23 protein-coding genes are annotated in these 23,725 nt (G+C 43.9%); 5 read left to right on the top strand and 18 right to left on the bottom strand.

Annotated elements, in window-relative coordinates; all coding sequences use genetic code 11:
- Window positions 1-206: 206 nt before the first annotated feature.
- Genes BMY78_RS10275 through BMY78_RS10265 form a run of 3 tightly spaced genes read right to left on the bottom strand, consistent with a single transcriptional unit; the run spans window position 207 to window position 3,707 of the window.
- A complete protein-coding gene (locus BMY78_RS10275; protein ID WP_177185698.1) occupies window positions 207-1,301 on the bottom strand; it encodes a Ger(x)C family spore germination protein in 1,095 nt (364 codons plus the stop codon).
- Window positions 1,298-2,368, bottom strand: coding sequence for a GerAB/ArcD/ProY family transporter (locus BMY78_RS10270; RefSeq protein WP_090897632.1), 1,071 nt, complete (start codon window positions 2,366-2,368; stop codon window positions 1,298-1,300). Before BMY78_RS10270 ends, BMY78_RS10275 begins: the two co-directional genes overlap by 4 nt.
- Window positions 2,361-3,707, bottom strand: a complete 1,347-nt coding sequence (locus tag BMY78_RS10265; RefSeq protein WP_090897630.1) for a spore germination protein — start codon at window positions 3,705-3,707, stop codon at window positions 2,361-2,363. Before BMY78_RS10265 ends, BMY78_RS10270 begins: the two co-directional genes overlap by 8 nt.
- Before the next feature lie 199 nt (window positions 3,708-3,906).
- On the opposite strand from BMY78_RS10265, the gene BMY78_RS10260 reads away from it, so the two are divergent.
- Complete coding sequence (locus BMY78_RS10260) at window positions 3,907-4,380, top strand: MarR family transcriptional regulator (protein ID WP_090897627.1); 474 nt, start codon at window positions 3,907-3,909, stop codon at window positions 4,378-4,380.
- Window positions 4,381-4,537: 157 nt separating this feature from the next.
- Window positions 4,538-5,779, top strand: coding sequence for an MFS transporter (locus tag BMY78_RS10255; protein WP_090897625.1), 1,242 nt, complete (start codon window positions 4,538-4,540; stop codon window positions 5,777-5,779).
- Window positions 5,780-6,096: 317 nt separating this feature from the next.
- On the opposite strand, the gene BMY78_RS10250 is transcribed toward BMY78_RS10255, so the two are convergent.
- Window positions 6,097-6,951 (bottom strand): AraC family transcriptional regulator, encoded by an 855-nt coding sequence (locus tag BMY78_RS10250; RefSeq protein WP_090902288.1) that lies wholly within the window; start codon window positions 6,949-6,951, stop codon window positions 6,097-6,099.
- Between the two features lie 106 nt (window positions 6,952-7,057).
- On the opposite strand from BMY78_RS10250, the gene BMY78_RS10245 reads away from it, so the two are divergent.
- A complete protein-coding gene (locus tag BMY78_RS10245; RefSeq protein ID WP_256222040.1) occupies window positions 7,058-7,300 on the top strand; it encodes a chromate transporter in 243 nt (80 codons plus the stop codon).
- A 195-nt stretch (window positions 7,301-7,495) separates the two neighbouring features.
- Here the strand turns inward: BMY78_RS10245 and BMY78_RS10240 are convergent, their stop codons facing one another.
- From BMY78_RS10240 to BMY78_RS10205, 8 genes are all read right to left on the bottom strand, one after another.
- The gene (locus tag BMY78_RS10240; protein ID WP_090897622.1) at window positions 7,496-8,506 is read right to left on the bottom strand and encodes an aldose 1-epimerase; all 1,011 of its coding nucleotides are present in this window, start codon (window positions 8,504-8,506) and stop codon (window positions 7,496-7,498) included.
- 219 nt (window positions 8,507-8,725) lie between these two features.
- On the bottom strand, window positions 8,726-10,492 hold the full coding sequence (locus tag BMY78_RS10235) for a glycoside hydrolase family 2 protein (RefSeq protein WP_090897619.1): 1,767 nt from the start codon (window positions 10,490-10,492) through the stop codon (window positions 8,726-8,728).
- Window positions 10,493-10,542: 50 nt separating this feature from the next.
- The gene (locus tag BMY78_RS10230; RefSeq protein WP_062318999.1) at window positions 10,543-11,349 is read right to left on the bottom strand and encodes a carbohydrate ABC transporter permease; all 807 of its coding nucleotides are present in this window, start codon (window positions 11,347-11,349) and stop codon (window positions 10,543-10,545) included.
- The gene (locus BMY78_RS10225; protein WP_090897617.1) at window positions 11,349-12,239 is read right to left on the bottom strand and encodes a carbohydrate ABC transporter permease; all 891 of its coding nucleotides are present in this window, start codon (window positions 12,237-12,239) and stop codon (window positions 11,349-11,351) included. Before BMY78_RS10225 ends, BMY78_RS10230 begins: the two co-directional genes overlap by 1 nt.
- Window positions 12,240-12,326: 87 nt before the next feature.
- Window positions 12,327-13,619, bottom strand: a complete 1,293-nt coding sequence (locus BMY78_RS10220; protein ID WP_090897614.1) for an ABC transporter substrate-binding protein — start codon at window positions 13,617-13,619, stop codon at window positions 12,327-12,329.
- A gap of 198 nt (window positions 13,620-13,817) precedes the next feature.
- On the bottom strand, window positions 13,818-14,747 hold the full coding sequence (locus tag BMY78_RS10215) for an ArsR/SmtB family transcription factor (protein ID WP_090897611.1): 930 nt from the start codon (window positions 14,745-14,747) through the stop codon (window positions 13,818-13,820).
- A gap of 317 nt (window positions 14,748-15,064) precedes the next feature.
- Window positions 15,065-16,327, bottom strand: coding sequence for a cytochrome P450 family protein (locus BMY78_RS10210; RefSeq protein WP_090897608.1), 1,263 nt, complete (start codon window positions 16,325-16,327; stop codon window positions 15,065-15,067).
- 35 nt (window positions 16,328-16,362) lie between these two features.
- Window positions 16,363-16,944, bottom strand: coding sequence for a cysteine hydrolase family protein (locus BMY78_RS10205; RefSeq protein ID WP_090897605.1), 582 nt, complete (start codon window positions 16,942-16,944; stop codon window positions 16,363-16,365).
- Between the two features lie 129 nt (window positions 16,945-17,073).
- On the opposite strand from BMY78_RS10205, the gene BMY78_RS10200 reads away from it, so the two are divergent.
- The gene (locus BMY78_RS10200) at window positions 17,074-17,670 is read left to right on the top strand and encodes a TetR/AcrR family transcriptional regulator (protein ID WP_090897602.1); all 597 of its coding nucleotides are present in this window, start codon (window positions 17,074-17,076) and stop codon (window positions 17,668-17,670) included.
- 92 nt (window positions 17,671-17,762) lie between these two features.
- On the opposite strand, the gene BMY78_RS10195 is transcribed toward BMY78_RS10200, so the two are convergent.
- Together BMY78_RS10195 and BMY78_RS10190 are read right to left on the bottom strand one after the other, a co-directional pair.
- The gene (locus tag BMY78_RS10195) at window positions 17,763-18,233 is read right to left on the bottom strand and encodes a GNAT family N-acetyltransferase (RefSeq protein ID WP_090897599.1); all 471 of its coding nucleotides are present in this window, start codon (window positions 18,231-18,233) and stop codon (window positions 17,763-17,765) included.
- A gap of 86 nt (window positions 18,234-18,319) precedes the next feature.
- Window positions 18,320-19,495, bottom strand: a complete 1,176-nt coding sequence (locus tag BMY78_RS10190; RefSeq protein ID WP_090897596.1) for an MFS transporter — start codon at window positions 19,493-19,495, stop codon at window positions 18,320-18,322.
- 204 nt (window positions 19,496-19,699) lie between these two features.
- Here BMY78_RS10190 and BMY78_RS10185 point away from each other — a divergent pair, with 204 nt between their 5' ends.
- Window positions 19,700-20,248: a TetR/AcrR family transcriptional regulator gene (locus tag BMY78_RS10185; RefSeq protein WP_090897593.1), complete on the top strand. Its 549-nt coding sequence runs from the start codon at window positions 19,700-19,702 to the stop codon at window positions 20,246-20,248.
- Window positions 20,249-20,398: 150 nt separating this feature from the next.
- On the opposite strand, the gene BMY78_RS10180 is transcribed toward BMY78_RS10185, so the two are convergent.
- The 4 genes from BMY78_RS10180 to BMY78_RS10165 form a co-directional block, all read right to left on the bottom strand.
- Window positions 20,399-20,749, bottom strand: coding sequence for an MmcQ/YjbR family DNA-binding protein (locus tag BMY78_RS10180; RefSeq protein ID WP_090897590.1), 351 nt, complete (start codon window positions 20,747-20,749; stop codon window positions 20,399-20,401).
- 131 nt (window positions 20,750-20,880) lie between these two features.
- A complete protein-coding gene (locus BMY78_RS10175) occupies window positions 20,881-21,603 on the bottom strand; it encodes a class I SAM-dependent methyltransferase (protein WP_256222207.1) in 723 nt (240 codons plus the stop codon).
- Between the two features lie 256 nt (window positions 21,604-21,859).
- On the bottom strand, window positions 21,860-22,144 hold the full coding sequence (locus BMY78_RS10170; RefSeq protein ID WP_090897584.1) for an antibiotic biosynthesis monooxygenase: 285 nt from the start codon (window positions 22,142-22,144) through the stop codon (window positions 21,860-21,862).
- A gap of 120 nt (window positions 22,145-22,264) precedes the next feature.
- Entirely contained in the window at window positions 22,265-23,629 is a 1,365-nt protein-coding gene (locus BMY78_RS10165; protein WP_090897581.1) for a DEAD/DEAH box helicase, read from the bottom strand.
- Between the last annotated feature and the right edge of the window lie 96 nt (window positions 23,630-23,725).

Raw genomic sequence — 23,725 nt, 5'->3', positions numbered from 1 at the left:
TACTCCTTAGCCTACATATTGTTTTTACGGGGCCAAATAAACGAATTCTCAGCAAAATGGATAGCAGACTTAGTATGAGAATCTTTCATAAGAGGAACGTCACGCTTAACCTTTGTTATATTATAAAAAAAGTCGCCACCAGGGCGACTTTATACGGTATAACGTTTTTCCTGCTTATAGCTGATAGCGAAGTAAACAATACTAAACTATTTTTTTAACATTTTCCCCTGACTCTTATTATCGTTGGCATTCTCTTTAAAATAAATCTCGTTCAGAACGTTGACACGAACGTTGATATCTTGCTCAAGCTTCGGAAACCACTCGGTTTTCCATTCCTTTAACTGTTTCTCTGACATCTTGGGACGGAATATCATGCCAATCCCTAGAACATCCGATTTTAAGGAATGAATCTTTCTCACGGTTTGATTGAATTGTCTGCTCAGTTGTTCCTTCATTTCTTTCTCAATAACCGCATTGCCTTTTCCTTCAGGACTTTCAGTAATGACGACATCAAGCGTAATATCCGTCTGGATTGAAGGGCCTTTTTCCGACCACTGGGTCCTATGTTTGATTTTGGCATCCTGAATAAGAACACTCGTGTTCTGAGCCACTTCAATGGTTCCCCCTGAATACTTCCCTTTAAATAAATTAAACAAAAGCGTCTCTTCCTGATTCAGTGTTCCTACCATGCGGTCATTCCGCATGACGGCCGTGCCTCTAAAGGTGAACAAGGTTCGAACACCGTTTTTGAGCATTGGAATGGCCATGTCTTCCGTATATGAATTCTCGTTTTGGTAAGCTTCCCATATGCGAACGATGGATTGATTGGGCGTCCACCCGGCATCCTGGCTAAAGAAGTCATAGGAAGAAATTTCAGGTGTTGGCGATATTTGGTGGTACATCGTCTTCTCAAAATCACCGTCAATCACCGCCACCAAGCCCTTAATCGAAATATCGTTCGCTCTGACGGCAAAATCGATAATGTTTTCAATCCCCTGTTCTGCTACTTTTCTGTCGATTAGCATCAGCCTCAAATGTACCAATTCGATGCTTTTTTCGGAATCCGTACGTATCAAATCAATCGCTTTGCTAATGGATTTGGCCTCTTTGTCAAGAATTTGGGTTTTACCTGATGCATCAGGGATTTGGAGTACAATCCTGTACTTCTCCGTCTTCCCCTTCCCCACGCCCATGACAACAGGCAGATATTGCTTGTTAATATCCTTGGTATCCCAACATCCCGAAAGTAACATGATCATAGATAGAGCTACAATCAGAGTCTTTATGGTGCGCATGTTCATGTACTCACCTTCTTTCGCTGCCATTGCGCGGCGAGGAATACAATGATTGGAAAACCGATAACGCTATAAACGCAAAAGAAAGAATTCAGGTACAGGTATGAATTCAATGCGTTGACATCCGGTATCAACAGACTAATCACGTACAAGGATAAGCACATCACGGAAAGAACCCATAATCGGTTGATTTTCGGCATAAATAGCTGATGCAGCAGCGCCACCAGAATCCAGAGTAAAACAGAAACCTTCAAAACGCCGAGAGCACTGGAGGCCACCACGTAGAAGCTTGGAAGCCAGTCAAATACAACCCACTCCAGATCAATGGTATCCGACGCCATGAGCATGGGATATTGCAGATTGATTACCGTTTCCTGTCCGAATACAAGAAGTGGAACATATACAGATCCCAAAGCAAACACAAATATGATACCCACCGCAGCAGCTGCTTTGCCAAAACTAAGCCGTTGTTTGGAGGGAATCATGCCAAGGAATAAAAACCCCGCTAAAATTACCGTACATACATAGAAATCTGAATGAGAGAAAAACGACATTCCGCTATCCCAAATCGGAAAAATGTAGCTGATTCTGAAATTCTGGATGCTGATCATCATGGAAAAGAATATGAATGGCATCAAGAGAATACATAATCCGATGCTGGCCCGGATCATTACGTTAAGTCCCTTCCAAATAGCATAAAAACAGAGAATGATAAAAAGTGCCGTTGTTGCTGCTGGCGGTGTTCTCTGTAGTAATACGGCTTTAATCTCGACTGACTGAAAGTACATAAGTAACATCAGCTCGATATATAGGAAGATCAGCATCGGCAGAACGATCAGTCTCGTTGCCCACTTGCCCAGTGATTCATTACAGATGTCCACCACTGTTTTCCCCGGAAACTGCGACAACGCCTTTAAGTACATCCATAGAACCAGCAGCTCTGCCAAAAAGAGAATCGTTATGGGTTCCCAATGTCCTTTGGAAGTCGCAGAGATGATGCGTTCAGGGAAGATGGCAAAGATCGAAGCGAGGTGAAGCAGAACAAACATGGTTAGAATCTGGGCTTTATTCATCCGAAGCCTTTCCTTTCACGCTTAAACTTAAGTAGGGAACGGAGAACGTATTCAACGAGGCAAAATACAGTATAATCCAAATCATCGCAGCCTCAAGGCCCCATATCCCGAAAAAGGAACTGATAAGCATGACAACGTATTTGTACATTCGAATTCCGGTCGTGTTCATATAGCCTGCCAATACAAAGTTGGCAATTGCCGAGGCAACCAGAATAATAATTAATAGATTACTGACGAGTTTGGCCTGAACGATGGCTTGTCCCAACAGAATACCGCCAATCATGGTTATGGTGGGTCCAATGTTTTTGGGAAGTCGAATGGTGGCCTCAATAATCATCTCCAAAAGCAGCATAACCAGCAGCATTTCGATCAACGAAGGATACGGAACCCCTTCCCTGCTCTTGGCTACTGTAATGGCTAACTGGATTCGCAGCAATTCCGGATTTACCGAATTCAGCACGATATACAAACCTGGAAGCGTAACAGCCAAAAGTGCGCCAATGGCCCGTACGGTTCGTAAAAACACTTGAAACAAATACGGGTAGTTAACGTCCAGCGTTGTTGACCATAGATCCGTGATGATGGCTGGAAAAGCAAAGGCAAACGAAAACTGATCAATTAAAATAATCACTTTTCCGTTCATCAGATTCTGTACCATCTCCCCAGGTAGCTCCGAAGAGATATACGTTGGAGTTAAGGAGAATTTGGGATGCCCCAGCATACGCATCAGATCCCTTACCGTAGTCAATTCCTTGTCCTTGTTTTGTTCCAGCTTATCTCGAATAGACGCGATGACCTTGGCTTGGGCAACTCCCTCCAAATACACCATGGCAATTTTCTTGGTAGACCGGGTCCCCGTTTCTCGTCGTTCAATAATCAAATCCTCGGAAATCATCTTTTTCCGCAGCAAACCGATGTTTTTATTAATATCTTCTGTAAAAGCATCGTATGCAGATTGAAGGGGATTCTCACTCTCCGGTGCGCTGACAGAACGCGAAATGTCAGTATGCTCCGGTTCCATGACAGCTGCCATCCCTTCTGTGCTGAACAGAACAAGCTTTCCGTGCAAGAGATGACCGCATATCTCATCCATTGACATGGAGGCCTCTTCTTCAAATGGCCTGAACATATTTTGAAATGATCCATTCTCACTACCACTAGCTGCCTGATTAAGCGTTGACAATGTTGATGGAAGATCGACAAGCGTCTCCATGTAATATGCTCTGAATTCCTGATCCGCGATAACCACGTTTTTGCTTAGGAAATCCGAACTCTTTTTGAAATGGTCATGAAGTTGCTTTTCTATATCGTGAAGATCTTGTTCATGGATTCGCTGCAAATTTTACCACCTCTTCTGAAGTAGTATGTCGTGAAGAAAAAAAGTTTATTCAGAAAAGCACCTTCACTTTATATGCCCCAATTGAAAGTTAATGCTGGGTTTATTTAATCCATCCTGAGGTAAATTATGTTGTTATTTTTGAACTGGAAACCAAAATTTAATATAATGTTGTAATGCACCAATGGTGGGAGGATAGGCCATGAACAAAGAGGAACAGGTCCTATTGGGTTTCAGGGACTTATATAACAAGCTGGTTTGGCTTAATAAAGATAAGATGGAAGAAAGTCTTAAGGGTTATAAGCCTTCTGAAGTACATTGCATCGAATACATTGAAAAAAATGCAGATTCCAATGTAACAAAGCTTGCGGAGTCCTTCTATATGACTCGAGGTGCGATAAGTAAATTAACGAAGAAGCTCATCGAAAAAGGCCTGATCGAAAGCTATCAGAAGTCGGATAACAAGAAAGAAATTTATTTTAGGCTTACGGAGCAAGGGAAAGTCATTTATCAAATCCATGAGGACCTGCACAACGAGTTTCACGAGCGAGATAAAGCCGTATTTGAACAGGTAACCGACGAACAATTTGACAGTATGCTTAACTTCGTGGACAAGTATAATCGGCATCTGGATGCAGAAATAAAGAAGCTGGGTACAGATCTGAAGTCGGAGTAAATCTGAATAATGAAGTTAAACTTAAGGCAGCCGGACTCTATTTTTGAGAACAGGCTGTTTTTTTATTGTTATTATTTTGTTGACAAGGAAACAAAGCAGCTGTACGATATTAATGTTTCCAAGGAAATAAAATCACGCCTTCTGAGAGGAGAATTGAATGTTTAAATTTCGATTAAGATCACAACATACACAGAACAAAGAACAAACCATAAACAAACACGCTTTATTATTCGGTCTGATCTCTGTGTTCCTTTGCGGGATAGGCTTCAGTATTATCGCGCCTGTTGTCCCATTCTTAGTACAGCCTTATATAAGCAGTCCAGGACAACAAGCTATCGTTGTTACACTGCTGACCTCTGTTTATGCCTTTTGCGTATTTTTTGCGGCCCCTGTACTTGGAGCTCTGAGCGACAAATATGGCCGTCGTCCATTGCTCCTGATATGTCTTTTGGGTTCCGCAATCGGATACTTGGTTTTTGGCATAGGTGGAGCTCTCTGGGTACTCTTTGTGGGGCGTATCATCGAAGGGATAACCGGCGGAAGCATAGGCACAATCTTTGCATATTTTGCAGACATCATCCCACCGGAACAGAGAACCAAATACTTTGGATGGGTAAGTGCAGTTGTAGGTGTGGGCACCGTCATTGGCCCGACTGTAGGCGGATTACTCGCCAAAATTGATTATTCTGCACCCATGTATTTTGGAGCAATCATAACTTTGGTGAATGTGATATATGGATTCTTTTTTATGCCGGAGAGTCTTGCCAAGAAAAATAGACTGAAAGAAATTACAATGGCAAGACTTAATCCATTCATACAGCTTGCAAATCTGCTTTCCATGAAAAACTTGAACAGATTACTGATCTCAGCGTTCTTACTTTGGATCCCCAACGGATCTTTACAAGCCGTTTTCTCACAATTCTCAATGGATACTTTCAATTGGAAGCCTGCAATCATTGGACTTATGTTCTCCATTATGGGTGTCCAGGACATCCTCTCACAAGGTCTCATCATGCCCCAGCTTCTGAAAAGACTTAGTGATAAACAGATCGCCATTCTTGGAATGGTTTCAGAGATTATAGGCTACAGCCTCATTGCGTTATCTACTTTGTTCTCATTCTATCCACTGTTTATCGTGGGCATGTTTATCTTTGGTTTTGGTGATTCGATCTTCGGGCCTTCCTTCAATGGCATGCTTTCCAAGTCTGTCGACTCTAGTGAACAAGGAAGGATTCAAGGCGGGAGTCAATCTCTTCAGGCATTAGCTAGAATGATTGGTCCTATCATTGGAGGTCAAATCTATGTATCCCTTGGTCATGCAGCTCCCGCTATTATGGGTGTGATTCTTATCGCAGCGGCCATACCTGTTTTGTATAAGCGAACGCAAATGATTATTTAAAATGCCTGCTTTCATCAGGCAAGTATCGGATTGCTGGGAGTCGAGACACCATAGAACAGAGAATAGGGTTTCAGAACATAGGTACAGGTACTGAAACCCTATTTGTCTATAGTCCGGGATGTCAAGATAATGGATCCGCCTTTCCAAACTCCAGCACATCGATGGATGAAGGATGTAATACGTAACCACACTGCCAATTCTCGGTCAAAACACTTCGTTCTGTGTACTTCATATGATCGGGTTGAAAGGCGGGGAGCAATTTTTCAGCATCCAAAAAAAGTAAGCGTTCCCCATACCGGACATCGGCATGTTCAGGATCAGCTAGAGGTTCTCCGCATCATGATTGGAGGTACTTTATAATAGATTTTGAATGCTCTGGTAAATGAATATATATTCGGATAACCGAGCGACAAAGCAATCTCCGTAACGGTAACATCCGTATCCTTTAGAAGCTGTTTGGCCTTATCCATTCGTATTCTCTGCATGAATTTTAACGGGGGCAGACCAACCTGAGTGGTGAACATGTTGGAGAAGTAAGAACGATGTACCCCTGCGAAGTCGGCGACCTGCTGCACGGAAATGCCCTCTGTTGCATGCAATTCCATGTAATTCATGCATTCATGAATCCAGCCAGCCAATTCTGTAGGCTGTCCATAGTTGGTGTCTGGAACAAGACTGGCTAACAATCCATATACCAACCCGTGCAGCTCCAGCGATACTGCTGGCTTCCATCGTTCCACACATGCCAATGCATGAATTAAACGTTCCGACGTTTCCTGGACCTGAGTGGATATCATCTGTTTGCCGAACGGATTTTCAGGAGTCAAACCAGCCAGCTCCAATAAAGGTTTGACTTTAGGACCATCCAATGCCAGCCAGTTCATTTGCAGTGGAGATTCCGAGGGAAGCATGTGATAGTAATAGGTTCTCCCGGGAAACAGACAGAACAGATCATTCTTCTGCAAGTCTACCCGCTTGCCATCAAACTCAAGACTGACCCTACCTTCATACACAAAATGAAGACTATAACACTCGATACGTTTGGGACCAACCCGATAATTGGATTTCGCTATACTTCGCCCCGCCCGGACGGGCCAGATGTGTTCCTCTTTATCCAAATAACCTGGCTTATAGTCGATGAATTCTGCATGCTCATACTCATATTCCTGCATCATAGGGACCTCCCTCCTTCTCCTATTTTGTTTGATCGTAACAAAATGACAATAAAAATATAACACCGGCTATTTTGTTTAAGTAAGACGAATCGGAGCGATTAAGATGTATTGGGACCTGTACATGATGTTTATACGTGTGGGTCTCGTTTCATTTGGTGGCGGTTATGCCGTTATTCCGATCATTCAACACGAGGTAACGGAAAAAGGATGGCTGACAAGCGCTGAATCCCAACAAACTGTAGCGCTGACCGTTACGGCTCCTGGCTCGATTGCAACCAAAGCCGCAACGTTGATTGGTTATTGGACGGCAGATTATATCGGAGCCGCTGTCTCTCTACAGGTATGATTTTGCCTTCACTCGTCGTAATTGTGTACTCTCCGCCTTATTCTATCGGATGCACGACAATTCATGGGTAAAGTCCTCTTTATATGGCTTGCGCCCAGTGAGGACGACTGGCTAAATTCACTGTATTCAATGGTTTTTAAAAGGAGCAGCGATCACAGCATTAGCTGTCCTGGCTGCTCCCCTTCATATCTATTTTTACGATTGACGCAAATATAATCTGCTCGTTTCCTCCCAGATCTCTCCCGGCTGCAAACTAAATAATCCAGCTTCCTCGGCCTGCATATCCAGATTAGGTGCATTCACGAGATTGATCTGGGGTTCGGGACAGAAAAAACCTTCTTTCGCATGATTGTTCCAGATCATCCATTGTTTATAGGAAGTTCCCACATCGTAGATCAGTGTCACCCCATTCTTCATATCCTGAAGCTCCATCCGGTTTCTTCCATTTTGCGGTACAGCAGTGTAATGGTTATCCATTTCTGCAAAGAACGGATATACCCCTGAGTCACACATCTGCTCTTCCTCCTGAGTAAGGGACTGAAAACGTGTCGTTGGCAGCATACGTTGATCCAACTCCCACCTGTCTCCAATGGTCAGTTTAAGCTTGCAATCACGGGCCGATCCTCCCGGATTAAAGGGAGCGTTAATTGAGGTATGAAAAGCGATCAGACACGGCATGCGGGAGCTTCCATGATTGCGAATCCGGACATGCTGCATGAGTCCATCGCTGCTCAGCGAGTAGCGTAATGTAATACTGAATTGAAAAGGAAAGCATACGTATACCGGATGAGATTCATCAACCGTAATGGACACGGAGACATGGCTTTCTTTCTCGGTATGTCCATACTCATCCACAACCCAGGGCGTATTATACAAAAATCCATGCAAATGATTGCCTGTTGCTTCCTCATTGACCGGAAACTGAAGTGTCTGCCCGTTCCAGGCAAACCGCCCGTCCTCATAACGATTCGGTGGAAACAGAACGGGGATTCCATGAATCATGGGTCTTGCCTTGAATGATTCCATCTCTTCCGGTGACGGTTCATGAAGGAAGCGAAGCCCTCGCTCAAGATCACGATAGGCGACCAGATTACCACCGATCTCCGGCAGCATAACGGCCTCACTGGAACCAAAGCGAAGGTAAATGGCCTTTTCCCCTTGAAAATCACCTTCCCAGGAGCTACTTATCTCCTTTGTGTTCAACATACGTTTCCCCTCCTTATTTGCCAGCGGACAATGGATAATGTCCTTCAATGGCCCAAATCTGTTCCATCGGCATCTTGGGCTATCTGTCATACGTCAGCAGACTATTGATCTCCTGCTCCACATCCGTCAGCTGGTGTAACAAAATCCTTCTACTACGGGAGAATCCAATAGCGGCTGTACTACGGCATGCAATCGCTGTGCATGATGTTCAGCTCCCTGTCACCCCAGATTAATCTTGCGGATCACTTCCAGTGGCACTTTCGGTTTACGGTCTTCCGTTAACAGACCATTAATCTCCTGCTGCACATCGGTGACTTGTGTATAACAATAGCCCGAGATATAAGGAATGGCTTTAATCGCTTCGGTGATGGAACGGAAACGTTCAATAAAGGCTTCAACCGAGTCCACCTGATTGCCATAACCCCAGCCTTTATCCGACTGAAAAGCAATACCACCGAATTCACTGATGATAATGGGTTGTCCTTTATAGTGGTAACCTTCAGCAAATGCAAACTTCCATCCATTGGAAGCAATCTTATTATTCACGATCAAGTCCTTATCCTGATACCGTTCCAGAAAAGCTTCTCCCGTCTCCACATAATCATGGATTGTCAAAATATCCGATACCGTATGCTCCCAACCGTCGTTGGTAATGACCGGACGATACGGATCAATGGCTTTGGTCAGATGGTATATGGATTGCGTGAATTGCTGCTGCCTTACCTCGTGACCAATCGTCGGTATTCCCCACGATTCATTAAATGGCACCCAGGTAATGATGCTTGGATGGTTGTATTGCTGGGGTACAATTTCAAGCCATTCTTTGGTGAATCTACTCACGGCCTCATCATTAAACTCGAAGGTAGCTGCCATCTCTGACCAGACCAACATGCCTTTTACATCACACCAATACAAAAAGCGTGGATCTTCCAGTTTCATATGTTTACGAATTCCGTTATATCCCATCTCGGCAATTTTATCGATATCCTCAATCAGTGCTTCCACTGAAGGTGGGGTCAGATGGCTCTCCGTCCAATATCCCTGATCCAGAATCATTCTTTGATACAACGGAGCATTGTTCAGCAGAATTTGCCCATTTTCAATCGATATTTTTCGCATACCAAAATAGGAATGAACCCGATCGATTTCTTTCTCATCTTCGTACATCACGAACTCGATATCGTACAGGTTCGGTGAGCCCGGTGACCATAACGACTGTTTCCACGGCCCGCCTGCTTCATGTTTCACACTGGCTTCCACGGTCATCCAAGGTCTGTCTGGAGACAGGCTGATGGTTTGCACATGCTGACCCTTCAGCTCAATCCGTGTCTCCAAACGCAAATTGTTCTTGCCTTCGATCCCATTCAATTGAAAGTCCAAACGAATCATATGACGATCGATATCCGGTGTCATCTTGACTGCTTCAACCCTTGCTTCACTCACATGCTCCAGCCAAACACTTTTCCATATTCCCGTACTTTGCACATAAAAACATTCAAAATTGTCATCCACCCAGCGTTGTTTCCCCCGAGGCTGCATCGCACTCTGACTGTCTTCTACTTCAAGCACAATGTTATTCTCCGAGCCGTAACTGATATAAGGGGTAATGTCGAATGAAAACGCAGCGTACCCCCCTTCATGTTCACCAACAACCGTTCCGTTCACCCAACATTTTGCGCGATAATCCACTCCCTGAAAATGCAGAATGCTCCGCTTTCCTTTTGCTTCCTGGGGAATCTGAACACTTCTGCGGTACCAGACCAGAGGATGAAATGTCTCAATCCCGATACCGCTCGCTTGGGTCTCATACGTGAAGGGAACCTTGATTTTCGTCCCTGCCGGGAACTGATTCTGGTTGTACCACTGCTCGCTTTCACCCGCCTGATTGTCATCAAAACTAAAATCCCATTCTCCATTCAAATCCACCCACTCATTGCGTACGAATTGTGGTCTTGGATAGTCCTTGTTGTAAAATTTAGTTGTCATCTTGTTCTCTCCGATCTCCTCTGTATTTGGCTCATAGGCCTGAAAAAGTGTTAACCCTTAATACCGGACATGCTGATACCTTTAACAATCTGTTTCTCAAAAATGATAAACAATATAATGATAGGAACAGAAGCCACTGCATTGATAACCATTGGTTTAACGTAATCTTCTGAATACTGACCCATTAGCGTTGGGATACCCATTGGCAGCGTAAACAGATTATCATCAGTTATGGAAAGGAATGGCCATAAGAAATTGTTCCACGAGCCGATAAATGTCAGAATCGCCATGGATGCCATGGCCGGACGTGTCAAAGGCAGCATGATGCTGGTAAAGATTCGCCAAAAGCCTCCACCGTCAATTTGCACACTCTCCAGCAGATCATTCGGAACGCCATCGAAGAAGCTTTTGAGCACGATGACAGCTACAGGCGAAGCCAAAGCAGGAATGATCAATCCACTGTATGAATTCAGCAAATGAAGATCCTTGGCTACCTGATAGAGTGGAATAATGGTTGCTTCTCCGGGGATAAGTAATCCACCAAGAATGAAAAAGAAAACAAATGTACGGAAACGAAACGGTACTTTGGACAGGGCAAATCCAGCCATCGCCGCGAAAATAACAGTTAATACGGTCACAACCACTGCGACAAACAAACTGTTAACCACCCACTGTGACAGCTTTGTCGTTGTCAGAATTTCGTTATAGACAGCAAGTGAGTAAGGCGGTTTAAACCAGTCCAGGACCGTAATAATCTTCATGCCTTCTTCTTTAATGGAGACCATCAGCATCCACACTAGTGGGGCCGCAAACATAACCGCCATTAACGCAGAACCTGTGCGATATAGCCATTTCATTAGTATTCCGCCCCTTTCCGGTTAGTCATCCAGTATTGCAGCGCCGACAGCACCAGCAGGATAACGAATAAAATATAGGACATCGTTGCGGCATAACCCAGGTTATTGTTCTTGAATCCGGTTTGATAGATCAGCTGAATAATTGGGCGTGTCTGATCCAGCGGTCCCCCGCCAGTAATAACATAAATTTGCATAAAGACCTTGTATGAAGCGATAATTTGCAACATGGTAATGGTTTTGGTCAGTGGCGTCAGATAAGGAAGCGTAATCCTCCAAAATATTTGTGTATCACTTGCACCATCCAACCTTGCTGCTTCATAAATTTCATCCGGTATTTCCTGCATGGCGGAAAGATACAAAATAAAGTTAAATCCAACTGTCCACCACAAGGTAATTACGGTAATAACGACCCAGGCGAGTCCGGTCTCCGTCAGCCAGAAAATTTCGGCATTTTGAGGCAATAATCTGACAAGGTGCAGGACGGAATTGACAAACCCGGTATAAGGCTGAAATACGAATAAACCCAGATAAGCTGCGACGGCGACGGAGAGTACGCTTGGTATAAAGAAGATGATCCGGTAGAACTTTTGCAATGACGATTTTCGGTTGGCGATCAAGGCCAGCAAAATCGCGAGCATAATCATGGTCGGTGTACTCAAGAAAACAAAGAAGGTTGAATGCCAGATCGCTTCCCAAACCTCTCTGTCCTGAAACACTTTTCGGAAGTTATCCAGGCCAATAAAATCCATTTTCTTGATCAGCGTCCATTTGTAGAAGGTCATCTCCACACCTTTAATCATGGGCCAGATCGTAAATAAACCATAAATAATTAAGAATGGAAGCAGAAATACCAGTGCCTGCATATCCGCCCTCATTTTTTTGATCTTCATATGCGTCTCCCCTTTGATTGGCACGCAAGCCAGCGATTTCTTATCTAGAGATGGTGAATGCGCAGGCTTGCGTGACCCGTCTTCCTTCTATTCACTCACTATTTTCTGAATGGCTGTCTCCATGTTGTTCATGGCATCTGCCGGGGTCATCTTGTTCGCCCATACTTCATTCAAAAATTTAAAGGCAGCTTCATCGCGGATTTGTGCATTTTTGGTGGAATGTTTGCTGAATTTAACTACACTTGCTACTTCGGAATAATCACTGCGGTATGGCAGATCCTTGAATTCCTGTTTTTCCAGCACGGATGGCTTGGATGGAATATGTCCGGCTTTCGCCCAGACCTGACCATTGTCAGCAACCCAGTCAGCAAAAGTCATCGCGGCTTTTCGCTTAGCCGGGTCCTCATCCTTCGTCAGTGGCAAAACAATGGTGTGGGAATCTCCCCATGTTGCTTCCTGATCGTAGAATTTCGGAATTGGCATAGCTCCAAACTCAAGTCCTTTGGTGGATTCCCATGTTCCTGTCGTCCAAACCCCTGTCATGATAATAGCGGCTGTTCCACTTTGAAAATTTTTATAGAAGTCCGGATCATTTTTCTTGATATAACCTTCGGTATAAAGCTTCTGGATGTAGTCAGCGGCTTTGATGCCTTTCTCTTTATCAATGGCTGCGGACTTCAGATCGTCCGACACCACGTCGTTACCACCCAACTGGGAGTACAGCGACCACCACAAGCGGTAAGGGTCATCATTATTATTGGATAATGCAAACGGGGTCGTTTTGGCAGGCAGCTTCTCTTTTAAAGTTTGAAGGAAACTCACAAACCCGTCAGCCGATTGCTCCAGGATCGGTTTTCCGTCTTCACCAAGCAAGCCTGCATCTTTTAGCAATTTTTTGTTGTAGAACATGATAAAGGGATGGGTGTCAATGGGGACTGCATAATGTTGACCTTCTACAGTAACCGCATCCAAGAGATTCTGGTTATAGGTGCTCCAGTCTACACCTGCATCCGTAGCCGGAGTATCAAGCTCTGTGACAACCCCTTGATTGATCAGATCGGGCAGTCTGGAGGAATGGGAAATCCCGATGTCCGGTCCATTACCATTACCAACAGCAGTAATGAGCTTCGTATAATACTCACCCCAGGCCAATTTGGTATTCTTCACTTCGATGTCCGGATGGGCTTTGTTGAATTCATCGACTAATGTCTGCATGTTTGCGCCATCACCACCATCGAACAATGTCCAGAAGGACAATGTCACTTTTCCATCACCAGAGCCACTATCACCTGCCTCATTACTGCCTCCGCTACATGCACTTAAAACGGTTGAGAATGAGAGCAATAATGTCAGTGCTAACCTGCCGATCTTTTTTTTCATGCGAGTATCCCCTTTACTCTAATTTGTAGATACAAACGATATAATTGTTTTATTACATTATTACTGTATCTATAGGGGATTATATAAGGGTGTTTATCTTTTGTCAACGCTTTCAAACATAATTAATGTAATTATTAAATAAAAAAAGACCTTAGTTACATAATATCTGCAACCAAGGTCTTTCTTCCTCATCTCATTCTAATGAATGGCATAATGTACAGTCATCTTGATATTTTGGTCATAATCTCCAAATTGTCGTCCAAAGAGATTTATGCCTCCTTGATGAACCGCATCCGGCTTGATACCGATTCGCACCCTTAACTTATGGCTGTTTTGAAGGTTAAGCTGAGCCAGATCAACTGCTGAAATTTTCTCCATATCCAGCGTCGTCTTGTTTTTGTCCACTCGCCATGTCTTTAATAAACCATACTGTGTTGACCATTCAAACCACCACGCCGGGTTGAGCTTTCCACGCCGATCTCCAAAGTCACCAGGACATGTCCACATGCCAATTTCCACACCGTTAATCCATACAGAGATATCGGAAGGCCAATTATGATCATAGTTTGGCGCTTCAGAACATATTTCCATAGACAGTTCCAGCGATTCGATTACCGCTTCTGCCGGAATCTCCAGCGGCATCAAATATTCGACATATCCCTTTCGAAACCACATAATCTGCGCTCCGACATGCTTCGGATGATAAAAGCTTGCAGGTTCATCCTCTCGAATGATCATGCCCTCGCCATTCGCCATACCGCAAGTGGGTGACACTTCACAATCACTATAATGACCGATAGGCATATCCACTTCGTACACCTGGATGTCGCCTTTGGGAATTGCTTTCTCCAGATTAAGAGCAATATGAATATCATCGTAATTGCGGCTGCATACTTTCATCGCCCCGCGAGAGGCAGGCAGCAGTTCCGTATTAATCAGCCTTGCAGCTTCCAAAACCTTGATGTTGCTGGCTACCGTGGATACAGGAAGTTTGAGAGCTTCCGCGATTTCAACGATATTCAGGTTTTGGGAGATCAGTAGTCGGAGAATATCCACTCTGGATCGAGTCGATAACGCATGCGTGACCGTGACCAGCTCATCTGGATTATCAAAACTCAACTCAAGCATTCGTTCACCACCTCTTATGTATTATGGAACAGGAAATATAAACGTAAAGTTCAATTCAGTCGATAATATTGTAACAAAACATTTATTTTGTATCAAATTACTTTTCACTTCATCATTCTTCTTCGTTTTTCATACAATTCCCCGTTAATGTGCGATGATCGATCTGACATAAGATCAAAATCAAACCGCTTTATTTCTGGAGTGTTGCCTATCGTTATGTAACTTATAGCTAACACAAGAAATCCGCCAAACATGGCGGATTTTTTGGGTATATATTTTTCTTCTTACAAATAGAAGCTTATCTCTAACTCTTGCTGCTAAAATGCGACAGGTAAGGCAACCAAGCTCTGCGAACTTAGTGCCAAATGCCACTTAATGTGTTCCCGAGGAATATTAAGTCGCAGATTAGGCATGCGTTTTAACAAGGTTGTAAAGGCGATATCTCCCTCCACACGAGCAAGTGGAGCTCCCAAGCAAGAATGAATGCCATGACCAAAAGCCAGATGACGATGAATATGACGGGCAACATCCAGATCCTCTGACTGTTCAAATTGAAGTTCATCCCGATTGGCTGATTTCAGCACGGGGATGACCATATCTCCCTTTTTGATCTGTTGCCCTGCCAGCTCTATATCCTCAGTCGCAAAACGAGGTCCGGCAATGGTTGCAGGCCCGTTAAACCGCAGCAATTCCTCTACAGCAGAAGGTGCCAGACTAAGATCAGCCTTGAGCTTCTCCAATTGTTCAGGATGATCCAATAACATTATTGCACCCGTAGCAATCAGATTGGATGTCGTCTCGTGCCCAGCAAAGATCAATAATGTAATCATGGATAACAGTTCCGGTTCACTGAGTCGATCGCCCTCTTCTTCTATAGCAATCAATTGGCTGATCAAATCATCTGCAGGATGTTTGCGTTTCTCAGCTACCAGCTGTGCGGTATAGTCACCGAAAGCTCGGAGGTGTTCCTCCACTCCCGGTTCACGCACTCCGAGACCCAGACCATGTGCAATTGCGGAGGACCAGGTCTGGATCTGCGGGCGATCTGCTTTAGGCACTCCCAGCATATCGGATATCACATGAATCGGTAAGGGATAGGCGTAATCCTTGACCAAGTCCATCTCGCCCTGTGCTTGAACCTGATCCAATAATTCATCAGCGATCTGCTGTACACGTGGACGAAGACTTTCCATGTATTTTGGGGTAAAGGCTTTGGAGACCAGTCGGCGTAATCTCCGATGATCAGGATCATCTACAGACAGCATCGATTTTCCGGTAAAGAACGTTGGAGGAGCATCTGGATCTATGTTTTCCACATAGGCTTTCAGGATATTCTCATTGCCGTCAATGGAGAGTGGGTCTACTGTGAAGTGGGCATGATCTTTGAGTACCTGTGACGCTTCTTCCATTCGTGTGACCAACCACTGCCCGCGATCTGTACCACCCATTGGCAAGGATACTGGAATAACAGGACCTGTTTCACGCAATTGCTTGATCAGTGAAAACGGGTTTTCACCACTATCCCCACTAAACAGGCTCAGTGCTGCTTTTTGTGAAACATTAAGATCTAACTCACTCATAATTACCATCCCTTCGCTTCGACCATTTTATTGGTTTACATTAATGCATTGATCCAATCATCTACAGCCAGCACATCAGCTTGTTGGGGGAATACGCTCTCTACAAGAACTCGATGAACTTCAGGGTCCCTATCCAGACAAGCATCAGAAAGTACAGTCAGCGCGTAATCCTTATCCGCCGCCTCACACAAGGTAGACAGCACTACTCCACTTGTTGCGATACCGCTAAGAATAAGTGTATGAATGCCATGGGATTGAAGAAGTGTTTCCAGGTTGCTCCCTGAGAATCCACTGACGCGGAACTTGTCCACCACGAGCTCTCCTGGAAGCGGCTGTACCGATTCGTGAAGGTCCATTGCCACTTTCATCGCCGGATTAGCTTCGTTTCCACCATCGCGGCTTGACTTTTTTCCAAACAACTTGTTACGCTCACTGATTGGAGGGGAATCCTGGCGATGACCAACCTTCACAAAAATCACGGGTACGTTATGTCTACGGGCTGCTTCTACCGCTTTCTGAAACGGGAGCAGTTCATCCTCGTGCTTCGCATATTGCGATACAATGATGTTCTGCATATCCATGACTAGAAGTGCAGCTTGGTTATGATGACTCTCCATGGGTTGCACATCCCTCTCATTTTGTTTAAAATCAAGAGGAGAACTCTCCGCTTAACCTCTTCTTGATATTAAACGGAGGGTTCTCCCCTTGTCAAATTTTAGACGTTGAAGGATAGGAAGTGACAGACAGTGGATAGAACCAATACAGCCTCTCGCTCGGAACGACGGGATGCCGCCGAAAATCGCCAACGTATTTTGGATGTAGCTAGCAAACTATTCGAGCTGCACGGCGTCGAGCGGGTCAGCATGAACCAGATCGCTTCCGCAGCGCAGATTGGAGCGGGTACCTTATACCGACGATACCGCAATAAAAGTGAGTTATGTATGGACTTGATCAAAGATAACGCAGCGCTGTTCTTCGATGATGTGGAGATATATTTGCAGGAGAACGCACAGCATCCACCATCTGAGCGATTGCGGGGTCTGCTGACGTTGTTTATCCAGTTTAGAGAGAAAAATGCGGAGCTGCTCTCGGGTATCGAGAATGCAGTATATCAAGGATCAGAGTCCAGAACCTCAAGTCCTCTTTATGACCAATTGCATCAACAGCTATTCGGATTATTCGAAGAGATGGCAACAGGGAATGACGAATCGCAAGCCATCAGTTTGTTCAAAACGGACATGCTCCTGACCGCCATGAGTAATGATTCATATCTGTTTCAAAAAAACGTGCGCGGCAACTCTCCCGACCGCATTGTGGAGCAGCTCTGTTTGACGTTTCTTTAACGTATATGGATATATAAAATGCAAAAAGCCTAATTCAATGTCGGCAATCTGCCGCTAGAACTAGGCTTTTGGTGCATCATGAGGTGTGAATATTATAATGTTTTGATATACCATGCATCACAAGCGAAATGCTCTGTTGCATTTAACGGATCATCTAATGGAATAAAACCGTTCTTGATATAGAACTTGTTGGCTGCGACCATGTTGTTAAGCGTCTCAAGATAACATTGTTCATAGTGTTCTTTGGCAAAATCAAGGGAAATCTGAAGCAATTCATATGAGATTCCGGTGCCTCGTGCTTCTTTTAATGCATACATCTTCTGCAATTCACAAATATGTGAAAATCCCTCCACGGGTCCGATACCGCAGCCAGCTACCACGGTGGAGTTATGCTCAACCACCCAATACCTGGAGCCCTCGCGCTGATAAAGATGATAAAAATCGCCCAGATTCGGGTCAGCCCACGCTGTTCCTGACTTATTGGCCCCGAATTCGATCAAACAACTTCGAATTAAAGACTCTACTTCTTGATTATCTTTTTCTTCTATCTCTCTAATGAACATGCAGTAAGCCTCCGCATCATGAAATAATTGCTGCTCTTCACTGCACAAATTATACTACAATTCTGATTTAACACACTACCATTCAACTACAATGAAACAGAGTCACTCGTTTTGGCAGGCAGTGTCTGTTTGATCTTCAACAACCGTCTTACATAGATTATGAAAAGCAGAAAAGAAACCTGGACTGACAAAGCACTGACCATAAACAATATGTGATAGCTCATGTATTGGGATACCAGTCCCAAGGCCATGGCACCCAGCCCGATACCGAGATCAGTCGCCGTCGAAAAGAAGGCATTGGCCGCCCCTTTCCGATCCTCGGGAGCGAGGCGAAGCGTTATGGCCTGAAGAGCTGGCTGAGCGGAACCAAAGCCGATCCCGTACAGAACTGCTGAAGCGAGCACGCCAAGTAAACTGGTTGCAAAGCTAAGCACAATCAAAGCAATGATCGTAATGATCAGCGCCGGGACAATGACTGCTGTGTCTCCTTTCTTATCGGACAGCTTTCCGGCAATGGGCCGGGATAGCGCAAGTGTCGCGGCATAAACCAGAAAGAATGTGCCAGAATTGACTTTGATCTGCTCCGCAAACAAGGGTACAAATGTAGTAATTCCCCCATATGCAATGAAAAGAAAAAAGATTGGCGCCATCACAGGCAAAACTGATTTTTCGAAGATTTGGATTTTCTTTCTGTCCGTATGTGGTTGAAATGGCATTTTGGCTCCCAGCGTCAAAAGCAGGGCTACGACGGACAAACCAACAGCAAAGAGAAACATCGTCTGATATGATGTGCCTTGCATAATCCCCAGACCGATCATAGGGCCAACCGCCATGGCTAGCGTCATTGAGGTGCTAAACCACCCCATACCTTCCCCGCGCCGAGCGGATGGAATCAGGTCAGTCACAGCTGTCATCATGGAAGTTGTGGATACAGCCCAGCTCATTCCATGTATGATACGAAGTCCGATCAGCATGATGATTCCACCAACCCAGTTGTACATGTACATCACCAATATAAATAGAAGCAGCCCCCCAATCATAAACGGACGTCTGCCGAATCGATCCAGTAGTCCACCCACAAAAGGACGAAGGATAACGGAAGACAACATTAAAGCTCCCATGGCCAAGCCCACCTGTTTTTCATTGCCACCCATCTCTTTAATGAAGAGCGGCAGTGTAGGATACAGCATATAAAATGCAGTAAATAAAAAAAGCAAACCCAGCGTCATTAGAATAAATGACTTTGTCCATAAACGTTGCATCATTCATCCCCCCAACTGTTGTTATGATATCTATGATGCGATCTGATCTTGTACAAAAACAAATATTGATATATTAATGAACATCTGTTAATAATTATAAACAGAATGAGTAAGGTTACCATTGTTAATTGGACTTGTTTCGTTAATTAGTGAACATTAAACATAAATTTGTTTATTATCTTTAGAAAGTTTGGTGAGAATCACATGACCAAAGTGGATCGAAGAATTCGAAAATCACAAGAAGCCATCAAAGCAGCAGTGATTGAATTGATGTCAGAAAAAAATTTCGATGATATCACTCTACAGGATATTTCCGATAGGGCAGACGTTAGCAGAGGCACCATTTATCTGCATTACGTAGATAAGTATGATCTGTTGGACAAGCTCATTGACGGGCATATCAAAGAATTAAGTGAAATTTGCCATTCGGTTGCCGACTTGGAATGGAAAGAATCCATCATTCCCTGGTTTACCTATTTGGAACAGAACTACTTGTTCTTCTCGACGATGATGGCCAGTAAGGGAGCGGTACAATTCCGCAACCGCTTGGTTGAGTTTCTTAATGAGGATTTTAAGGAGGAAGTACACTTATCTCAGGCCAGAAAATCCGGATTAAGTGAGGATATCATCCTCCAATATGTGGTCATGTCTTATGTAGGGGTCGTTGAGTGGTGGATCAAGAACGAAATGCCCCATCCACCCGAGGTCATGTCTGAGCAATTAGGAGAATTAATCAAAATGAATTTGGGGTAACGTGCAATGTGCACGTAACTAAAATAGCGGTAGTCTCAGGATATGAAGTTAACATCCTGGGACTACCGCTATTACTTTTTGAAAAAAGCTGATTTTTCTGCTAGTGGCGCCGAACACCTGCTGCCTGAATTGTTATTGCATGTGGACTAATTACGATATGGATTCCAAAAGACTCTTGGACAGCGTTTTGACAACCAAGTCGTATGAATGGTCAATCATGACAAAGATATCCTGCTCCGACAAGGAACCATCTAGAACAATGGTATTCCAATGCTTTTTGTTCATATGATACCCCGGTTGAACGGCTTCATGCTGCTCTCTCAGGTTTTCCGCAATGATCGGATCACATTTTAAGTTCAAGCGAGCGTTATCCGCCTTGTCCTCAAACATAAGTGCAAACATTTTCCCTGCAATTTTGATAACAACCGGATCGGCTCCGAAGGGATAATCCTTCGTTGCACCTTTTTTCTTCAAACAGTACTCTATAATCTTATTCTTCAATTCAGTATCTCTCCTTTGCGCAGAAGACAACAACTTTTCCTACCCAATCTAATGATACCGAATGTACGTTTGCATGTAAATATCAAGCATTCCATTTCAACTATTCTTCCAGTAATAGAGAAATTATCTTCTCAGACAGGTTCTTTAATCGCTACGATACGTAATCGGGTAGTGTCGAGAAACCATTGACCTTCTCGCTCAAAGTGGGGCTTAACCTCAGTCAAGATAGCTTGATAAATTGATTCCATGTCTGCGGAGGAAACATCTTTAAAGAAATAATCAGTGAAACTATCTAACCAATTCCGAAGCCCTTCTTCTTCTTTGAGCGGAGCAGGCTTGTCAAAATACTGAGCGAATGTGACACGAAAGCCGTTCTGCTCCAGCAGGGTGGCGTATTCACCAAGACTAGGATGATACCACGGATTCCGTCCTGCCCATGTATAGCCATGCTCTTCCAAAACCTGTTTCATCGCAGTGGTCAAGATGGAGACATTGCCACTTCCGGCAAATTCAGCTACGAATCGCCCACCTTCGCGCAGGGCCAACCAGATGGATCGGGTTGTAGCTGCAGGATTATTGATCCAATGTATAGCTGCATGTGAGAATACAGCGTCAAAGGGTATATTGGTCCGATATTGAGAAGCGTCTTTCACCTGAACATTCAGGTCAGGGTACTTCTGTTGGGCAAGTGACACCATTCTCTCCGATAGATCGATACCTGTCGGTATCGCTCCGGCAGCTGCGATCTTGGCTGTCAAATCTCCGTTGCCACTGCCGATATCCAGAATACGTTCCCCGGTTTGGGGCTGCAATAAGGACAAGATATCCACTCCCAGATTAGATAAGAAATCCATTGAATGAATTTGGGGTACTGAAGTATGACTTTTTTTGAATTTTTCATCACTCATGAGTTCAACCTCCTTTATAGACCTTAGATATCTATAATAGCTTTAATAATTAAAACCTGTCAACTTGCGTTCTTAAGACTGCATTATAGTATTTATTAAAAAACCTATACATAGAAATGATGCGACAAAACTTCAATGGACATACAAACAAAAAAACCAATCCCATGAGAGAAATCATGAGATCGGTTTTTCATCATTCGAATTAAGCATTCGATACTCTAGCTGTCTTCACTTTCTGTACTTCGTACATATTTACCGTAGTGCTAATCAGATACTCGGGTTTCTCCTGTCCTCTTTTCTCCCGATGACCTTTAATATGCACATCACTCTTCTCCCAATTCTTCCATGCTTCTTCTGATTCCCAACGAATTAGCACCATTACTTCTTCGTGTTCTTTACTCTTTTTATTAACCATTACACTGAAATCAATCAGTCCCGGCATTTCCTCTACAGGGCTAGGGGCACTACAACATTGGCCTTGGGACATTTTTTTAAGTTCCACTCTATTATTCTGTTCTTATTGAGAATGATTATCAATATCATATCGATTTTGTGTTCATAAAAAAAACCTCCTCCACGAAGTGGAGAAGGCATTTTGCTCGTTTTTTTAGAGAGCTTTATTCACTTTGCTGCTCTTTGGTTTACTGTGACTTGTACTATTGTGGTTTGGTTTACCGCTATTTGGCTTACTGTGATTAGCTTTACCGCTCTTCTTAAACCACTCGGATTTAGGTTTGCGAGCCGGATTCGCTTTTGACTTCGCTGGTTTATCAGCTGCAGATTTATGGGTCGCAGACTTTGATGTTTGATTCGATTTTACAAAAGTAGGCACACTTGTCATCGGATAAGGATGATTTTTCACTTCAGGAATGGTCTTCTTGATTACTTTCTCGATATCCTTCAGGAACGGAAGCTCTTCCTTTTCACAAAAGGAAATGGCCATTCCGCTATGCCCTGCTCTGCCCGTACGGCCAATTCGGTGAACATACGTTTCTGGAATATTAGGAAGGTTGAAGTTGATTACATGTGACAGCTCTTCAACATCAATGCCCCTTGCGGCTATATCCGTCGCCACCAGCACTCGTGTAACTCCGCTTTTGAAATTATTTAGAGCTCTTTGACGCTCATTTTGAGATTTGTTGCCATGAATGGCCTGCGCCGTAATATTCACTTTGGACAAATCGCGAGTTACACGGTCAGCTCCACGCTTTGTACGGGTAAACACCAGTGCCGAAACAATAGATTTATCCTGCAAAATATGATTCAACAGACTCTGTTTTTTGCCATTTTCCAATAAATACACAGACTGTTCAATTCGATCCACTGTGGAGGATACGGGCGTAATTTCTACTTTTACCGGATCAACAAGCAGCGTTTTTACCATTTTTGTAATTTCCGGAGGCATTGTAGCTGAGAAGAACAACGTCTGTTTCTTGCTCGGCATCTTGGCGATAATCCGTTTAACATCATGAATGAAGCCCATATCCAGCATACGGTCTGCTTCATCAAGAACCAGTATTTGCACATGTTTCAGATCAATGCGCTTTTGATTGACCAAGTCAATCAGTCTACCAGGCGTTGCAATAATAATATCTGCACCTTGATTAAGGGCACGCTCCTGGACTTTTTGTGAAACGCCTCCCACGATTGCTGCACAACGAATATCGGTGTAACGGCTATATGCCTTAATATTATCTGAAATCTGAATCGCAAGTTCTCTTGTTGGTGTTAAAATCAATGAGCGAATATGACGTGCGGCTTTGGGGCCATTCGACTTTTCGCTTAATAACTGAATGATAGGCACAGAAAATGCTGCCGTCTTGCCTGTACCTGTTTGCGCACAGCCAAGCAAATCTCTGCCTTCCAATACGGCTGGAATCGCCTGTTCCTGTATAGGTGTCGGGGCAGTATAGTTTGCTTTGTTCAAGCCTTCCAAAATTGCGGGTATAATATTCAAGTCTTTAAATGTCATTAGGTCTCCTTAATTTACGCAACAAATATTCATTTGACGTATATCTCATTTCAAAACGTAACACATAAGGATAACATTAAAAAGCACTTCTGTATA

The sequence above is a fragment of the Paenibacillus sp. OK076 genome (assembly GCF_900110055.1).
In the GTDB taxonomy this organism is placed as follows: Bacteria; Bacillota; Bacilli; order Paenibacillales; family Paenibacillaceae; genus Paenibacillus.
This window is presented reverse-complemented; position numbering and strand designations above follow the sequence as displayed.

Coding starts and splice junctions, on each gene's coding strand:
- BMY78_RS10225 (WP_090897617.1), bottom strand. CDS start 12,239: ATGAAGATCAAAAAAATGAGGGCGGATATGCAGGCACTGGTATTTCTG.
- BMY78_RS10175 (WP_256222207.1), bottom strand. CDS start 21,603: ATGGATTTCTTATCTAATCTGGGAGTGGATATCTTGTCCTTATTGCAG.
- BMY78_RS10220 (WP_090897614.1), bottom strand. CDS start 13,619: ATGAAAAAAAAGATCGGCAGGTTAGCACTGACATTATTGCTCTCATTC.
- BMY78_RS10210 (WP_090897608.1), bottom strand. CDS start 16,327: ATGAGTGAGTTAGATCTTAATGTTTCACAAAAAGCAGCACTGAGCCTG.
- BMY78_RS10205 (WP_090897605.1), bottom strand. CDS start 16,944: ATGGAGAGTCATCATAACCAAGCTGCACTTCTAGTCATGGATATGCAG.
- BMY78_RS10190 (WP_090897596.1), bottom strand. CDS start 19,495: ATGCAACGTTTATGGACAAAGTCATTTATTCTAATGACGCTGGGTTTG.
- BMY78_RS10245 (WP_256222040.1), top strand. CDS start 7,058: ATGTATTGGGACCTGTACATGATGTTTATACGTGTGGGTCTCGTTTCA.
- BMY78_RS10230 (WP_062318999.1), bottom strand. CDS start 11,349: ATGAAATGGCTATATCGCACAGGTTCTGCGTTAATGGCGGTTATGTTT.
- BMY78_RS10275 (WP_177185698.1), bottom strand. CDS start 1,301: ATGAACATGCGCACCATAAAGACTCTGATTGTAGCTCTATCTATGATC.
- BMY78_RS10185 (WP_090897593.1), top strand. CDS start 19,700: ATGACCAAAGTGGATCGAAGAATTCGAAAATCACAAGAAGCCATCAAA.
- BMY78_RS10255 (WP_090897625.1), top strand. CDS start 4,538: ATGTTTAAATTTCGATTAAGATCACAACATACACAGAACAAAGAACAA.
- BMY78_RS10270 (WP_090897632.1), bottom strand. CDS start 2,368: ATGAATAAAGCCCAGATTCTAACCATGTTTGTTCTGCTTCACCTCGCT.
- BMY78_RS10250 (WP_090902288.1), bottom strand. CDS start 6,951: ATGCAGGAATATGAGTATGAGCATGCAGAATTCATCGACTATAAGCCA.
- BMY78_RS10195 (WP_090897599.1), bottom strand. CDS start 18,233: ATGTTCATTAGAGAGATAGAAGAAAAAGATAATCAAGAAGTAGAGTCT.
- BMY78_RS10170 (WP_090897584.1), bottom strand. CDS start 22,144: ATGTCCCAAGGCCAATGTTGTAGTGCCCCTAGCCCTGTAGAGGAAATG.
- BMY78_RS10260 (WP_090897627.1), top strand. CDS start 3,907: ATGAACAAAGAGGAACAGGTCCTATTGGGTTTCAGGGACTTATATAAC.
- BMY78_RS10240 (WP_090897622.1), bottom strand. CDS start 8,506: ATGTTGAACACAAAGGAGATAAGTAGCTCCTGGGAAGGTGATTTTCAA.
- BMY78_RS10165 (WP_090897581.1), bottom strand. CDS start 23,629: ATGACATTTAAAGACTTGAATATTATACCCGCAATTTTGGAAGGCTTG.
- BMY78_RS10215 (WP_090897611.1), bottom strand. CDS start 14,747: ATGCTTGAGTTGAGTTTTGATAATCCAGATGAGCTGGTCACGGTCACG.
- BMY78_RS10235 (WP_090897619.1), bottom strand. CDS start 10,492: ATGACAACTAAATTTTACAACAAGGACTATCCAAGACCACAATTCGTA.